Source organism: Donghicola sp. XS_ASV15, assembly GCF_041224595.1.
In the GTDB taxonomy this organism is placed as follows: Bacteria; Pseudomonadota; Alphaproteobacteria; order Rhodobacterales; family Rhodobacteraceae; genus Donghicola.
In genome coordinates this window covers 87,048-103,060 of record NZ_JBGFGN010000146.1, presented here as the reverse complement: position 1 = coordinate 103,060, position 16,013 = coordinate 87,048, and the positions used below count along the sequence as shown (strand labels likewise).

The following is a 16,013-nucleotide window of genomic DNA, read 5'->3' as shown; positions in this document are numbered from 1 at the left end:
GCACCTTCAAATACAAGTCCACGGTGTATATCCCCAAGCCCTCCCGAAATCCGAAAGGGCAAAAGTGGACGACTTTTACGCCGCCCGCGACAACACTATGCCGTCGCTACCGTGGCCGAGTATTGCTCCGCCGTTCACATAACCACTTTTCTTCAGGGCATCAGTTCGGAGATGGGCGTCGCGATTGTCAGGGCATTCGGTGTGCCTGTTTACCTTGAAGGGAATATTATTGATCTCGGCGTATACAAGCTTCAAGTCGCCGAGGCGTGTTCAGGCCTGCGTTATCTTTTCCCGATCCTCAGCTTTTCTTATCTGTTCGCGATCCTTTACCGAGGGCCTCTCTGGCACAAAGCAATCTTGCTCTTGTCGGCGGCGCCCCTGACGGTCGCAATGAATGCCGTCCGGATCGGTGTCATCGGCGTGCTTGTGAACAGCTATGGCATCGAACAGGCCGAAGGGTTTTTGCATTTCTTCGAAGGTTGGGTGATCTTCTTAACATGTATCGGCATTCTTTTCGCGCTCGCTTGGGGCTTGCAGCGCACCGAACCCGTGCCGCGCAGTTTGCCCGATGCGCTCGACCTTGATGGCAGTGATTTATGGCCGATCCTGTCCGGCTTCCGTCAGGTCCACGGCCCCCGTGCACTGATGATCGCAACAATTCTGACGCTTGGCCTCGGTGCCGGCTGGATGATGATACCGGACGCAAAGAACCACGAGATCGCCAGAGACAGCTTCGTACTCTTCCCGCGGCAACTCGGACCTTGGCGTGGATCAATGTCGACCCTCGATCCCGAAATCGAAGAGGTTCTAGCTGCGGACGACTACTTGAACGCGACGTTTATAACACCCGAGTCGGGCCACTCTGCCAATATGTTCGTGGCCTACTACACCCGCCAGACAGAGGGCCAAGGGATTCACTCGCCCGAGGTCTGCCTGCCATCTTCAGGGTGGGAGATTTACGAAATCGCCCCCTATACACTTCGGACGACTGGCGCCTACGGCACATTCGACGTCAATCGAGCGATCATTCAGAACGGGACCGAACAGCAACTTGTTTACTACTGGTTTGAACAGCGCGGGAAACGGCTCACCAACGACTTCAAGGCCAAGCTCACCGTCTTGCAGGACGGGATCACCCAAGGGCGCACCGATGGTGCTTTGGTCCGCTACGTTACGCCGATCCAACCCAAAGAGACGCTGTCCGACGCCGACGCACGGCTGACGGATATTGTCGAACGAAGCCTGACCCGCTTGCCAAGCTTCGTCCCATTCTAACTCTCAGTCTGACCCGAACAGATCGCGGCTAAAGACCTTGTCGGCCACGTCGGCGATATCATCCGTGATACGGTTCGCGACGATCACGTCGGCCTCTGCCTTAAACGCATCGAGGTCGTTCACAACCCGCGAGCGGAAGAATTCGTCTTCTTCCAGAACGGGTTCATACACGATCACTTCGATCCCTTTTGCCTTCACCCGTTTCATGATGCCCTGGATAGAACTCTGGCGGAAATTGTCAGAGCCGGCCTTCATCACCAGACGGTAAATACCCACGATCTTGGGGCGCCGCGCGACGATCGCATCAGACAGAAAGTCTTTGCGCGTGCGGTTGGCATCGACGATAGCCCGGATGATGTTTTGGGGCACTTCCGAGTAATTTGCGAGCAACTGCTTGGTATCCTTGGGCAAACAGTAGCCGCCATAGCCAAAGCTCGGGTTGTTGTAATGGGCGCCGATTCGGGGGTCCAGACCCACGCCCTGGATGATCTGACGGCTATCGAGCCCCAAAGCCATGGCGTAGCTATCCAGTTCGTTGAAGTAAGCGACCCGCATGGCAAGGTAGGTGTTCGCGAAGAGTTTGATCGCCTCGGCTTCGGTCGAACCGGTAAACAGCACCGAGACATCTTTCTTGATCGCGCCTTCCAGCAGAGCCTCAGCGAACTTGTGCGCCCGCGGGCTGTCTTCGCCCACGACAATCCGGCTCGGGTGCAGGTTGTCATACAGCGCTTTGCCTTCGCGCAGAAACTCTGGGCTAAAGATCACCTGATCCGTATCCAGATCGTGGGCCAGACGTTCGGTGTACCCTACAGGGATCGTTGATTTGATGATCAAGGTTGCCTTTGGGTTCACCGCAGTCACCGCTTTGATCACAGTCTCGACGCTGCTCGTGTCGAAGTAATTGGTGATCGGATCATAGTTGGTCGGCGTTGCGACGATCACGTAATCCGCGTCAACTGCGGCCTCTGCCAGATCCGTCGTTGCGGTTAGATTCAGCTCTTTGTTGGCCAGATACTCTTCGAGTTCGGCATCAACAATCGGGCTCTGTCTGGCGTTGACGGCATCCACACGCTCCTGCGAGATGTCGACCGCCACCACAGGATTGTTCTGTGCCAAGAGCACCGCGTTCGATAGGCCAACATATCCAATGCCAGCGACCACAAATTTCATGTTACACGTCCTGTCTTACCATTCGGGCCAGCGTCCAAGAGACGCCTACCGTTGGGACAGGTTTATCAGCAACTCGACCTTTAGGAAAAGGCCGGTATTTCAGGGAACTGACTGAAAATACCGGAGAGCCTGCCGCGAACGGCAAACCCTCCGGCGAGCGGCTAATACGTAACAGGAGCGAAGCGCAACCGATTATTCGGAGTGCGTGCGTTCCTGCAATTCAAGAACAGGCTCGCCCTTGCGGCGTCCCGAAAATATCAAGGAGAAGATAAAGGCTGTCGCCGCCAGAATAACGGAAATGATCACGCCTGCGCCAAGTGACAGTCCAGCAGTCCAGAGCGCAAAAGCGCTCCCGTATCCAACAAAAATTCCAAAAAAAATACCACCTAACATGCTCAACCCAAGCAAAAACCCGTATCGGGAAGAAAACAACCAACCTAAGAACGCCTCAATGTTCCGGCGCGTTCGGGGCGAAAATGCGGCAGAAAGTGGGCAGACTTCAAGCATTATAGAAGAGCTTACAATTCAGAAAACTGGAAGCACGTCCGCAGGCGTAACCTAGTGATATTAGGGAACTATTCTATTCTCAAAATTATGGCAGAACCGCTTTAATTCAACAATTAAGTAGTTGTGACGTCAGTTCACTTTGCGAGTCCGGGCCACACAAACAAACGTCAGATTTTTTATTGAATAGAACTCTGAAAAGTTTGACAGTTTTCAAGCCACACTCATTTCTGGATCACCGAGCGCAGCAAGATGCACCCGACTCTTCCCACCCCCGCCCGGCACACGAGGCAATTCAATTGATCCTGGTTGTTGGTCAATCTGGCCAGGTCGCAACCGAGCTCGGGCGCTACCTGCCTGACGCGCTTTTCCTAGACAGTGCGGCCTGCGATCTGAGCAAGCCCACAGAGTGCATTGACGCCATCCTTCACGTGCGGCCAAGGGCGGTCATCAACGCAGCGGGTTATTCGGACCTCAACGGGGCAGAGGAAAATGAAGCTCTGTCCATACTCATGAACGCAGAGGCGCCAGCCGCGATGGCGCGAACTTGCGAGGAATTGAAAATTCCCTTCGTACATCTCTCGTCCGACCAGGTCTTTAGCGGCACAGGCGTTGCCCCGCACCTTCCTTCAGACCCCGCTCAACCGGTGAACACCCTTGGCCGGAGCAAGCTGCTCGGGGAACAGGGCATTCACGCGAGTGCCTGTGTTCATGCCATTGTGCGGACATCTTGGATCTTTGCCTCGCATGGGGACGACTTTCTAAAAGACATGCTGCAAATCGGAAAGACTCGCACCATGGTCAACGTGGTCTCGGATCAGATCGCCGGCCCTACCCCGGCGCGAGACCTCGCCTATGCGCTCATGGCGATGACCGAGGCGCTAATCGTCGACCCTACCAGAACGGGCACCTATCATTTCGCTGGCGCGCCGGATGTCTCTCGCTCTGGGTTTGCAAAGGAGATTTTTCGCCAAACCGGGCAAGATGTCATAGTAAACGAAATCCCTGCGTCGCAATTCCCGATGCGCGCACGCCTCCCGCTCAATTGTCGGTTGGATTGCCTGAACCTGCGGACTTTCACGCTGCAGCGCCCAGATTGGCGTGCTGGACTTACGACAGCTCTGCAAGAGTTAGATGCCCTGCCCTCTGAACAGTGAGCTGGCGCCACTTGGTCCACACCAAATCATCGATCAAAAATTGGCCAGCCTACCACAAGTCATTGTTGTCGCCAAAGTGGCAACGGATTTGTGAGACTCCATCAACCATAACTGCGATTCGATACTTAGGGCGACTTGTCGAGCCTCGCTCGACCAATGTGCTTGGCTTTGGGTTCCGCGTTCGCAAAAGCCGCGGGCAAGCCACAAGATTGCTCATCGTGACCCCAATTAAGTGAAATTTTGCAAATGCCAATCAACGCCCGAAATCTCAGCGCGCACATGCCGTGCCACGTCACTTATTAGGTGTACTAACGAACTAGTTTCTGAAGCGTGCAGAACTTGGACCATCTATTGGAACGTCAAGAAAATAAAGAGGATTGAGACCTTCGTGTCTTCATGACTTGCTCTACCAAAATCCTCTATGAGAGGCTTTGACAGAGGCTGACACAACAAAGGTAAAATAATGTTCAGGTGTTTCTTTCTATTGATTGCTTTACTTTTGCCCGTTGCAGCAATGGCCGAAACCCTACCCGAAAGACGCCTGAATGTTGCACGAAATGTCGATTTTTACGGTGGCGACCTACAGGCCGTTTTCGATACCGATTTCGACTCGTGTCAACGCGCCTGTTTGGCGAACCCTCAGTGCACTGCCCTGACGTTCAATACTCGATCCGGCGCGTGCTTTCCCAAGACCGGTGTCACCCAAGAAAGCGCTTATGACGGCGCCTTGTCCGCGCGCGTTGTTGTGACCCCGGCATCAACCTTGATTGCTGCCGAAAGCGCCCACGCCGATCTTGGTTTTCTGAACGACTCTATGTTCTCGAACGCTCTAGATTTGGCGCTGGATATCGGCGTCCGCTATGCGCCCGGCAACTTCACGGTCGAGGATTACACACGCTCCGCAGCTCAACGCGAACAAAACGGTGAGATCGCTGTTGCTATGTCGTTTATCGGTTCGGCTATCGCCCTCACTGATCGCGCCGGGCTCTGGACCGAGTATGCGCGCCTCGCTCTGATCGCTGCAGAGAAAGAGCGTAGCAGAGGCGCATCCCTGCGCACCGACGCACTGAGTGCATCGATCAACGGATACCTCTACGGCTCGGACGCAGGCACCCGCGCGAGCGCGCTCTATCAAATGGCGCTAGCCCTCGAAGGCATGTACGAGGGGCGCCGTATGATCCCCGCTCTGCGACTGGCGCAGAGTGCGCAGCCGCGGGACGAGGCAGCTGACCTGCTGGAGCACGCGATCAACCGCTATGGGTTTCGCATTACCGACAACACTGTGGAAAGCGACCTCGCTGAACCTCGGATTTGTGCTGAGTTTTCCGAAGAGCTGGTGGATGGCGGCGTCGACTATGCCAGTTTCGTCCGCAGCGCGACCCAAGGTCTTGCTGCAGATGCCAGTGGAAACAAGCTCTGCATCACCGGCGTCACCCATGGTTCGCGCTACAAGATCACCCTGCGCGAAGGCCTTCCTGCAGCAAGCGGCGAAACCCTGCAACGGGACGTCGATCTGACCATGTATGTGCGTGATCGCAGCCCGTCTTTGGCCTTTACCGGACGCGCTTATGTGCTGCCGCGCGGGTCAGACCCAGCAATCCCGATCACAACCGTGAACACGGAAAAAGTCGATCTGACCCTATACCATGTCAGCAACCGCAATCTTATGCCCGCCATTCTGGATCGCATCTTTGGGCGGCCCTTGAACGGCTATGAAGAGCAGCGCTTGTCTGATGGCATCGGCGCGCGCATCTGGGAAGGTACAGCCGAGGTGGGCATGGAGCTGAACCAGAGTGTGCTGACCCGCCTACCCATGGCCCGCGCCCTGTCAACCCAACCCACCGGTGTCTATGCGTTGCAGGCCAGCATTGACGGAGAGCCCGACGCCGCTGCGACCCAGTGGTTTGTCCTGTCCGATTTGGGCATGACCAGCATGAGCGGTGTGGATGGGCTGCATGTGTTTGCCCGTGGCCTGTCAGATGGCGCGCCGCGAGAGCGCGTCCGTATGACACTGATCTCCCGCTCCAACGCGGTTCTTGGGACAGCACAAACCGATGAACGCGGGTACGCACGTTTCGCCAGCGGCTTGATGCGCGGCAAAGACGGGGCCGAGCCAGCGCTGGTGATCGCCCGGCGCAACGCAGATATCGCTTTCTTGTCTCTGTTGGACCCTGAATTCGATCTATCTGATCGCGGTGTTGCGGGCCGTCCGCCTTCGGGGCCAGTGGATTTGTTTCTGGCCACAGATCGCGGGGCATACCGCGCCGGCGATCGTATCCACGCAACGGCCCTTGCGCGTGATGAAGACGCTAATGTGATCTGGAACCTCCCCCTGACCGCTGTATTGCGCCGCCCGGATGGGGTCGAATACAGCCGTACACTTTCTGGTGTGGGCGTCGCGGGCGGTCATGTTTTTGAACTGCCGATCAGCGACACCGCACCTCGGGGCACTTGGGAGTTGCAGGCCTATGGCGATCCCGAAGCGCCGATGCTCGCAAGCACGAAAATCCTCGTCGAAGATTTTCTGCCAGAAAGGTTCGACTTTGGCCTGAATCTTCCCCCCATCCTGCGGGGCGGCGAGATGACGAGCCTTGATATTGACGCGGCCTATCTGTTCGGCGCGCCTGCGTCAGGTCTGCCTATCAGTGGCATGATGCGTGTGTCAGCCCGCGAAGGCCTAGAAGAGTTCCCGGGATACCGGTTTGGACGGCATGATGAACCGCTGTCACCCGCGTTCTCGGCGCTGCCCACCGGCACGATGACCGACACCGAGGGCATGGCCTCTTTGCCCGTGACGATTCCTGCTGTGCCCACAGCCGATCGCCCACTCCAACTGACGGTGACAGCGCAGATGACCGAAGGGTCGGGGCGTCCCGTCGAGCGGCAGATCACCAGAAACCTTGCGCCCTCCACAGCTTTGATCGGGGTGAAACCCTTGTTTGAGGGCACTCTTTCAGAGAACACCGAGGCGGCCTTCGACCTGATCGCCCTAGACCCTAGCGGCCAACCCATGGATATGCCGGTCGCCTGGACGCTCAATCGGGTCGAGACAACGTATCAGTGGTACCAGCTCTACGGTGACTGGAACTGGGAACCAATCACAACCCGCACACGCATCTCTGCGGGCAAGGCGACACTAGGTCAGGAACCCGTCGAGATATCCAGTCAGGTTGAATGGGGCGAGTATGAACTCGTCGTTACGCGCGATGATGGTCAGCGGTACCTAGAGACCTCTGTATCCTTTGACGCCGGATGGTATGCCGCCGCCGACGCCGTTAGCACCCCCGATACGCTCGAACTTTCGCTCGACACACACATCTATTCAGCAGGAGACACGGCCAAGCTGCGCCTTGTCCCGCGATATGCAGGCACCGCGCTGATCACAGTCCTCGGCGAGGGCCTGATCGATATGAAGACCGTCAAGGTCAAAGAAGGCGAGAACATCATCTCTTTGCCCGTGACGGCCGGATGGGGCACCGGCGCCTATGTTTCGGCAAGTGTCGTGCGTCCAATGGACGTCGATAACACTCTCATGCCCTCTAGATCGCTCGGGATCGCTTTTGGCAGGGTTTTCCCTGCGGAACGGGATTTGGATGTTCAGCTGTCTTTGCCAGAAACGGCACGCCCGCGCGGCCCGCTAACCGTCGACATTTCCGTGGCCAACGTTATGAACAAACCTCTCTATGCGACAATCGCGGCGGTGGATGTCGGCATTTTAAACCTGACGGGCTATATGCCGCCTGACCCCGAAGCACACTTCTTTGGTCAGCGCAGGCTTGGCGTTGGGATTCGCGACATCTATGGCCGCCTGATCGATAGCCTGAACGGTCAGACAGGGACTGTCCGCAGTGGTGGGGACGCAGGCGGCGCCATGTCCATGCAAAGCCCGCCCCCGACCGAAGACCTCGTGACCTTCTTCTCCGGCCCCATCGAACTGGACGAAGAGGGCAAGGCGCAGGTGACCTTTGATGTGCCCGCCTTTGACGGCAAAATGCGGATCATGGCCGTCGCGTGGGGCTCTCAAGGCGTGGGAGGTGCCGCAGAAGAAGTCACGTTCCGCGATCCTGTTGTTCTAAGTGCCAGCCTTCCCCGCTTCCTTGCTCCCGGCGATCAGAGTCAACTTTTGCTCGACCTGACCCACATCGAAGGAGCCTCTGGCGAGATGTCTCTTGCGCTGAACGCAGGTGATGGCCTGACTTTGGGGGACTACCCAGACACCATTGTCGTTAACGCGCAGGATAGCGCCTCTCTGGCTATTCCCCTTACCGGCTCTGCAGTCGGCGATCCAGAAATCACGGTGGCACTCAGCACGCCCGATGGCACGCGCATCGAGCGCATACTTCGGATGCCCATAAGATCAAACGATCCAGAAGTAGCCACGACCCGCCGCTTCGATCTGGCGGGCGGTGACACCTTCACACTGAGCGAGGATGTGTTTGCCGAGATGCAGGACGGCACTGGCCGCGCGATCCTCTCGGCCGGTCCGCTGGCGACATTCGACGTGCCGGGACTGCTGGCGAGTCTGGATCGCTATCCCTATGGCTGCACCGAGCAAATCACCTCGGCGGCCATGCCGCTGCTGTACTTTGATCAGGTCGCTGACGCTTTGGGCCAAACACAGGGTCAGGATTTGGCCGCGCGGATCAAAGAGGCAACAACCGAAATCCTGACGCGTCAGTCCAGCAACGGCAGCTTTGGCCTTTGGTACGCGGATAGCGGGGATTTCTGGTTAGATGCCTATGTCACTGACTTCCTGACCCGTGCAGATCAAGCGGGCTATGACGTGCCCGATCGCGCCCTGCGCTCTGCTTTGGACAATCTGCGCAATCAGGTGAATTATGCCACGGATTTCGACGAAGGCGGTCAGGACATCGCGTATGCGCTGATGGTGCTGGCCCGCGCTGGCGCAGCAAACATGGGCGATCTACGGTATTACGCCGATGTCAAAGCCGAGGACTTTGCGACCCCTCTCGCCGCTGCGCAACTCGGAGCAGCGCTTGCGGCCTATGGTGACCAGACCCGCGCGGATCAAATGTTCTCCCAGTCTTCACGAATGATCGGGACCGCTGCGATCAGCACCGCTGTGCGCAGTGACTACGGTACGACCTTGCGCGACACGGCAGCTCTTCTGGCTCTGGCGACCGAAGCAGGCAGTGACGCCATCGACAAAGGCGCCCTGACTAACGCTGTCGTCCGAACAAGCCGGTCACGCTCGACCCAAGAAGCTGCGTGGACCTTGCTTGCGGCCCGCGCTCTGGTCGATGATCCGTCGACAAACGCGCTTGAAATCAACGGCGAGCCGTCGACAGCTCCTTTGGTCCAGATACTCGAGGATGAAACATCGGAACCAATCGAGATCAGAAACACTGGCAGCGATACAAACCTGACCCTCACGACGATGGGTGTTCCCTCTGTTCCCGCCGAGGCCGGAGGGTACGGTTACCAGATCGCGCGCCATATCTTTGATCTGGAGGGCAACGAGGTGAACACAGGCGAGTTCACTTCTGGGGCGCGCTACGCCGTGGTCCTCGAAATCACGCCTACCGAAAACCACGAGGCCCGCTTGATCGTGGACGACCCTTTGCCTGCTGGCCTGGAAATCGACAACCCCAGTCTGATCCGCTCTGGAGATGTGAGCAGCCTGTCCTGGATCGAGACGATAGACACGCGGATGACCCAGTTCCGCAGCGACCGCTTTGTCGCCGCAGTGGACTGGACCCGCCCCGAGCGCTTCCGGCTGGCCTACATCGTACGCGCAGTGACCGCAGGCACGTACCACGCGCCCGCCGCCAAGGTGCAAGACATGTACCGCCCACGTTACCAAGCGGTGTCTGAAACGGGCACGATCACCGTGCGGCCATGAGGTATGCGCTGTTTGTCATAGCGGCCACGCTCACCATTTTTGCGGGTGCGCGTGACCGCTTTGACGCATGGATCGAGGCAACGATCCTGCCCCCGCTGGTCCAAGAAACTTCGGTCGAAGTTCTGGATCGGACCGGCAAGCTCTTGCGGGCTTACACGGTCGAGGGCGGACGCTGGCGGCTTGATGCCAGCGTGGGAACTGTAGACCCAACCTATCTGGCCATGCTGGTCGCCTACGAAGACGGGCGTTTTTATCGGCACAATGGCGTCGATCTCGTGGCCCTGACACGCGCTGTGGCGCAGGCCGTTTGGTACGGTCGCGTCGTTTCTGGGGGATCAAGCCTGACCATGCAGGTTGCCCGCTTGATCGAGGATAGCGGCACCGGTCGTATTCAAGGCAAGCTGAGACAGATGCGGGTGGCTTGGGCGCTGGAACGCAAGCTCTCAAAACAGCAGATATTGGATCTTTATCTGACCCGCGCGCCGTTTGGCGGCAATATCGAAGGCGTCGCGGCCGCCACGCGCCTGTATTTCGGCAAGCCGCCCAAGCGGCTAACGCCTTCCGAATCCGCCTTGTTGGTCGCACTGCCGCAATCGCCAGAGACGCGCCGTCCAGACCGCTTTTACGAGTCCGCGTTCGACGCGCGAAATCGGGTCATCATGCGTATGGGACAAAAGGGTGTTCTACCGCCCGAAGCCCTCTCCGTTGCACGCACCGCCCCCCTCCCCCAACGTCGCGCCAAGATGCCAATGCTGGCCGCGCATCTGGCAGATCTTGCGATCGCAGATCAACCCGCCGCCCAAATTCATAGGACGACTTTGGATGGCGGCTTGCAGTCTAACCTACAGGAGCTGGCCAAAAACGCGATCCGGGGCCACCATGCGGGCCTTTCTGTCGCGATACTGGTCGCGGACCATCGCACGGGCGAAGTCTTGGCGAGCGTTGGCTCTGCTGGATATCGCGAAGGGCGCGGCGGGGCCGCCTATTTGGATATGACGCGCGCTGTGCGATCTCCCGGATCGACGCTAAAGCCCTTGATCTACGGATTGGCTTTTGATCAGGGGCTCGCACATCCCGAAACCATTTTCGACGACCGTCCTATGCGTTTCGGCGATTACGCACCGCAGAACTTCGACGGCAGTTTTCGTGGTCCACTCCCGCTGCGCGAGGCACTGCAACAGTCGCTCAACATTCCCGCGGTGGCTCTGACAGACGCGCTTGGGCCAGCCAAGCTAATGTCCGCCCTACGCAAAGCAGGCGCGACGCCGGTCCTGCCAAGTGGACGGGCTGGACTGGCTGTTGCCCTTGGCGGCGTTGGACTAACGCTCGAAGATCTGGTCACCCTCTACGGAGGTCTTGCGCGGCTGGGTCGCCCGGTGGCGCTGCATTGGCGGGCAGGTCCGCAAGAGCAGACAGAACACCGCTTGATGGCGCCACGCGCCGCGTGGCAGGTCGCCGATATTCTGGGGGATCTGACTCCGCCCGCTGGCGCTCCGAGCGGGACACTTGCCTATAAAACAGGCACAAGTTACGGCCACCGGGATGCATGGGCGATCGGCTTTGATGGCGCGCTGGTGGTCGGGGTGTGGATGGGGCGCCCTGATGGCACTCCTGTTCCTGGTGCCTTTGGCGGCGATCTCGCTGCACCGATCCTGTTTGCAGCCTATCAAAGAGCGACAAACAGACCCGTCCCATTGCCTCCGGCACCCGCCAATACGTTGCGCGTGGCAGGCAACAGCCTTCCTCCGAACTTGCAGACTTTTATTCCGCGAGACGGAAGTGTTTTGCCTGATCCGGACGCGCCAAAGCTCGTCTTCCCCCCGAGCGGCGCCAAGCTGACATCCATGCCTGAAGGGTTCTTTGCCAAGCTCCAGGACGGCACGCCGCCCTTTACATGGCTCGCGAATGGCGCACCAGTTCCTGCAAACCCCAGATCGCGGCAGATTATCCTACCACAGATGGGCGAAGGCTTCAGCAGGCTCACCGTCATTGATGCCAAGGGCCGAAGCGCGAGCACTGACTTCCAGATCACGCTGAGACCCTAAAGCTCTATTTTCAATGCATAAATTCTAAATTTTTTCTTTGCATGACCCGAAACCCTCGACGGATTTCAGGCCGAACCGCGTTTCATTTGACGTATGCCAACGCACAGCTCCGCCTGAGCCATTTCCCGTTCTGACAAGGAATTTTCGAATGCAATCTGTCCTTCTTCGCTACGCCACTCCCTTTATCACTGGCTTGTTTCTGGTCTCCTTGATTTCGGGGATCGCGCTATTCTTTCATATCGGTCCACGCGGCTTTCACGGTATGCACGAATGGCTGAGCATCGTGCTCATACTTCCCTTTGCCCTACATCTTTGGAAGAACTGGCGACCAATGTCCGCCTACTTCAAACGCGCCTCCTTTGCTATCGCCATGGTTGTATCATTTATCGCTGCCGCGGCCTTTCTCGTTCCCGCAGAAGGCGAGTCAGGACGGCCTCCGGTCTTTGGTTTTTCAACCCTGATTCTTGGTGGCAGCCTGTCGGAAGTTGCCGCAGTAATTGATATAGAACCCTCGGATCTCATCGCATCTCTGGAAGCTGCTGGTTTCACGGTTGGCTCGCCGGATGAAAGTTTAAGCACCATCGCTGCAAATTCCGGAAAACCGGACATGCAGATCATGGCAAGCCTTGTATCATTGAGTGAATAAAAGCCTCGCAAGCCAAGAAATCAGCTATTCGATAAGGGTTTACGCCAAATTCAGACAGGCGCGCCGCCCCCGTGACGGCGCGCATTCCCTGTAACACAAGTGTCCTGTTAGGCACATCCTGCAACTAAGTAAGGCAGTCTGAACAGCAGCCCTTATCGCAAGGATATCCTTTGCTGCACACGCAACGGGATCCTTAGTCCAAAATGGAATTGCATTCACCACAGACACCACCTACGGTTTAGTTGTTATTTTGGCGTGCTTCGATTGTATTGGGAGCAATTTATGCAATTTATTAATATTCAGGACATGTCGGCTGCGATTATAGCAAATCGCAAAAAGCTGCCGTCCAAAATTGACCTTATCGTTGGCATCCCTCGTTCTGGTATGTTGCCGGCGACAATGCTCGCAACACAGCTAAACCTTCCCCTGACAGATCTGGATGGCCTGATCTCGGGCAAGGTGTTCGGCTATGGCGCGACCAAAGACGCACCCGACGTGGACAAGGCGATGTCGGATGCACGAACAGTTCTGGTGATTGACGATACCGTGGGATCGGGCCGTGCCTTTAAAAAAGCGCGTGCCGCTCTTGAGGGCGTGCCCGGCAATATCGTGTTTTGCTCAGTTTATTCGCAAATTGCCAAGCATCCGGACGTGGATGTTGTTCTGGAGACGAACTCGCTCTCGCCAATTTGCCAGTGGAACATGATGCACCATGCCGTGCTGAAGAACGCTTGCGTGGATATTGACGGCGTCCTGTGCCGCAACCCCGAAGCCCACGAGGATGACAACGGCAAGGCCTACCGCAAATTCTTGCAGACGGCTGAAAAGCTGCATGCAACCTCTGGCGAGATTGGCTGGCTGGTGACCAGCCGCCGCGAAACCTATCGCGCCGAGACCGAGGCTTGGATGCGCGACAATGGCGTGCGCTACGGCAAGCTGATCATGACGCAGACCGACGAAGAACACGCCAATTCGCCCGCCTTCAAGGCACGCATCTACCAAGAAACAGGCGCGGACATTTTTATCGAAAGCGAAGCCGCCGACGCCGCCGAAATTCAGCGCATTTCAGAGCGGCCTGTCCTCTGCGTTGCCACGCAGAGCATGATCTACGATGGCACCGCGCCTTTGGCATTCCGCCACGCACAAAAGGCAACAGGTGCCTCTGCCACTTTGGCCAAGCTGAAGCTGCAAGCTCGCCGCCTTGCAGGTGACAAAGTGTACTACGCGGTCAAATCGCTCGCCGGTCGGGGATAAAGACTCAGCTCAGACAAATCCTAGGCGGCTCCTGTGATCGGAGCCGCCGATTAAGCCTTCGCTTTACGCTGTGATGAACCATCTCGGCGCTGAAGCAATTGCATGCAAATCGGATCTGCCTCATTCTGTGCAAGCGCACTAACATCCCGACGCGTTTTGCGTTAGGACGCCGCAAATCAGCTGCACCAGAGGCCCCGATGTCTGTTTCCATGCTTTCGACCTTTGTCAAACCGATGCACCCCGAAGGACGCAAGTTCGTCGCGATTGCCGCCGCGATCACTGTCGTCCTTTTTCTGATCTGCGAGCCGCTTGGCTGGATCGGCGTCGGCCTGACCGTCTGGGTCTACTACTTTTTCCGTGATCCGGAGCGCGTCACCCCCACCGAACCCGGCCTGATGATTTCACCGGCAGACGGGATCATCTCCTTGTTGGAGCCCGCCGTTCCCCCGGCAGAGCTTGGCTTGGGGGACCAGCCTATGACCCGCATCTCGGTCTTCATGTCGGTCTTCAACTGCCACGTGAACCGTTTGCCCGCAGAAGGCACTCTGGAAAAAGTGGCGTACCGTCCGGGCAAGTTCCTGAACGCCTCGCTCGACAAAGCGTCAGAGGATAACGAGCGTAACGGCCTGACTGTCGTTCTGGAGGACGGTCGCCGATATGGCGTCGTGCAGATCGCCGGCCTTGTCGCGCGCCGCATCCTGTGCTGGTCAAAAGAGGGCCAAAAGCTGGCGACGGGAGAACGTTTTGGCCTGATCCGTTTCGGTTCGCGTCTGGACATCTACTTGCCCGAAGGCGTCGAGCCAAAGGTGCAAATCGGTCAGACCATGATCGCGGGCGAGACCGTTCTCGCGGATCTGAACGCAAAGTCCTGACCCGATGACAGATCAAACGCCGCCCCCTCCGGTCCAGTCTGAGAAAGTCCCCTTTCTGCTCCTCGTGCCGAACATGGTCACGCTGGCGGGAATGTGCTTTGGCCTGACCTCGATCCGCTTTTCGATGGACGAAAATTACATGGGCGCGGTGGGCCTGATCCTGCTGGCATCTTTAATGGATGGCCTGGATGGATTGTTGGCGCGGCGTTTGAATGCCACCTCGAAAATGGGGGCCGAGCTCGACTCCCTGTCGGACTTCCTTTGCTTTGGCGTCGCCCCCGGGGTCCTCTTGTATCAGGCGATCCTGAACCAGCTAGGGACGTTCGGGTGGGTGTTTGTTCTGATTTTTGCAGCGGCCACTTGTCTGCGCCTGGCCCGTTTTAACGTCATGAAGGGTCAAGCGCTCGAGGACGAGAAATCCAGCAATCACTTCATTGGCGTCCCCGCTCCGGGTGGCGCATACTTGGCCCTGCTACCGCTGTTCCTTTGGCTGGGTGACGTGCTCGACATGCACGCTGTCCCCTTTGTGGTTGCGATCTGGCTGGCTTTTGTGGCGCTTCTCATGATCTCGACGCTCAAGACACTCGCGCCCAAGGGCCTGCGTGTGCCGCGTCCCTTGATCGTGATTTTCATGTTCGCAGTGGTCGTCGGAATCGGTGTGCTGTTCACACGGCCGTTCCTACTGCTGATCGTTCTGGACTCGCTGTACCTGTTATTGCTGGTGAAATGCGTCATAGACGCCCGTGGTCGGTTCTTTAGCTAGGGCTTCAGAAGAAGACGAACTTGCGGCTGCTTTTGCAGTCAGCAATCAGGGTCATCTCTTTTGACGCAGGAAATTCGGTTCCGAAAAATTCGACACCTTTGTAATTTGGGTCGAATTCCAACCGCACACGATTTCGCTCTGTCGTTTTGAGCACCGCGTGGCGACCGTAAAAGCGTGCGAAATCGCCAGTGTCCTGATCCCGGACCACGAACACGGAATCCCGAAACTCGCAGCGATTGTCCAAGGTGATCTCAGCAGCAATCTCGTGCCGATTGAAATGCAGGACATCCCCTATTTCGTAGCGAAAATTATAAGCGGTGAGAGAGAAAATCGCCGCACTGAACACACCAACCACAACCTTGCCAGCATCCATAGGTCCGTTCCGCTGTCTTGTGATGATGGCTGATTGTTCAATGATCTGTGCGCAAGGTCAATCGGGGGCCTTTCGGCCCCCGAGATCGGAT

Annotated in this window: 11 protein-coding genes; 8 read left to right on the top strand and 3 right to left on the bottom strand. The window is 57.5% G+C overall.

Annotated elements, in window-relative coordinates:
- The first annotated feature begins 171 nt into the window (after positions 1–171).
- Entirely contained in the window at positions 172–1,275 is a 1,104-nt protein-coding gene (gene xrtD / locus AB9K37_RS12325) for a VPLPA-CTERM-specific exosortase XrtD (protein ID WP_369839102.1), read from the top strand.
- A gap of 3 nt (positions 1,276–1,278) precedes the next feature.
- On the opposite strand, the gene AB9K37_RS12320 is transcribed toward xrtD, so the two are convergent.
- A complete protein-coding gene (locus AB9K37_RS12320) occupies positions 1,279–2,445 on the bottom strand; it encodes a nucleotide sugar dehydrogenase (RefSeq protein WP_369839099.1) in 1,167 nt (388 codons plus the stop codon).
- A 192-nt stretch (positions 2,446–2,637) separates the two neighbouring features.
- Positions 2,638–2,952 (bottom strand): hypothetical protein, encoded by a 315-nt coding sequence (locus AB9K37_RS12315; protein WP_369839096.1) that lies wholly within the window; start codon positions 2,950–2,952, stop codon positions 2,638–2,640.
- 296 nt (positions 2,953–3,248) lie between these two features.
- On the opposite strand from AB9K37_RS12315, the gene AB9K37_RS12310 reads away from it, so the two are divergent.
- From AB9K37_RS12310 to AB9K37_RS12280, 7 genes are all read left to right on the top strand, one after another.
- On the top strand, positions 3,249–4,106 hold the full coding sequence (locus AB9K37_RS12310) for an NAD(P)-dependent oxidoreductase (RefSeq protein WP_369839093.1): 858 nt from the start codon (positions 3,249–3,251) through the stop codon (positions 4,104–4,106).
- A 463-nt stretch (positions 4,107–4,569) separates the two neighbouring features.
- Positions 4,570–9,969: an alpha-2-macroglobulin family protein gene (locus AB9K37_RS12305; protein WP_369839090.1), complete on the top strand. Its 5,400-nt coding sequence runs from the start codon at positions 4,570–4,572 to the stop codon at positions 9,967–9,969.
- Complete coding sequence (gene pbpC / locus AB9K37_RS12300; RefSeq protein WP_369839088.1) at positions 9,966–12,014, top strand: penicillin-binding protein 1C; 2,049 nt, start codon at positions 9,966–9,968, stop codon at positions 12,012–12,014. The genes AB9K37_RS12305 and pbpC overlap by 4 nt, the downstream gene beginning before the upstream one ends.
- A gap of 148 nt (positions 12,015–12,162) precedes the next feature.
- Positions 12,163–12,660, top strand: a complete 498-nt coding sequence (locus AB9K37_RS12295) for a DUF4405 domain-containing protein (protein WP_369839085.1) — start codon at positions 12,163–12,165, stop codon at positions 12,658–12,660.
- 282 nt (positions 12,661–12,942) lie between these two features.
- Positions 12,943–13,914 carry a phosphoribosyltransferase family protein gene (locus AB9K37_RS12290; protein ID WP_369839082.1) on the top strand — a complete coding sequence of 324 codons (972 nt, stop codon included), beginning with the start codon at positions 12,943–12,945 and terminating at the stop codon, positions 13,912–13,914.
- 197 nt (positions 13,915–14,111) lie between these two features.
- On the top strand, positions 14,112–14,786 hold the full coding sequence (locus AB9K37_RS12285) for a phosphatidylserine decarboxylase (RefSeq protein WP_369839080.1): 675 nt from the start codon (positions 14,112–14,114) through the stop codon (positions 14,784–14,786).
- A gap of 4 nt (positions 14,787–14,790) precedes the next feature.
- Positions 14,791–15,549: a phosphatidylcholine/phosphatidylserine synthase gene (locus AB9K37_RS12280; RefSeq protein ID WP_369839078.1), complete on the top strand. Its 759-nt coding sequence runs from the start codon at positions 14,791–14,793 to the stop codon at positions 15,547–15,549.
- Positions 15,550–15,553: 4 nt separating this feature from the next.
- Here the strand turns inward: AB9K37_RS12280 and AB9K37_RS12275 are convergent, their stop codons facing one another.
- On the bottom strand, positions 15,554–15,922 hold the full coding sequence (locus AB9K37_RS12275; RefSeq protein WP_369839075.1) for a hypothetical protein: 369 nt from the start codon (positions 15,920–15,922) through the stop codon (positions 15,554–15,556).
- Positions 15,923–16,013: the final 91 nt, after the last annotated feature.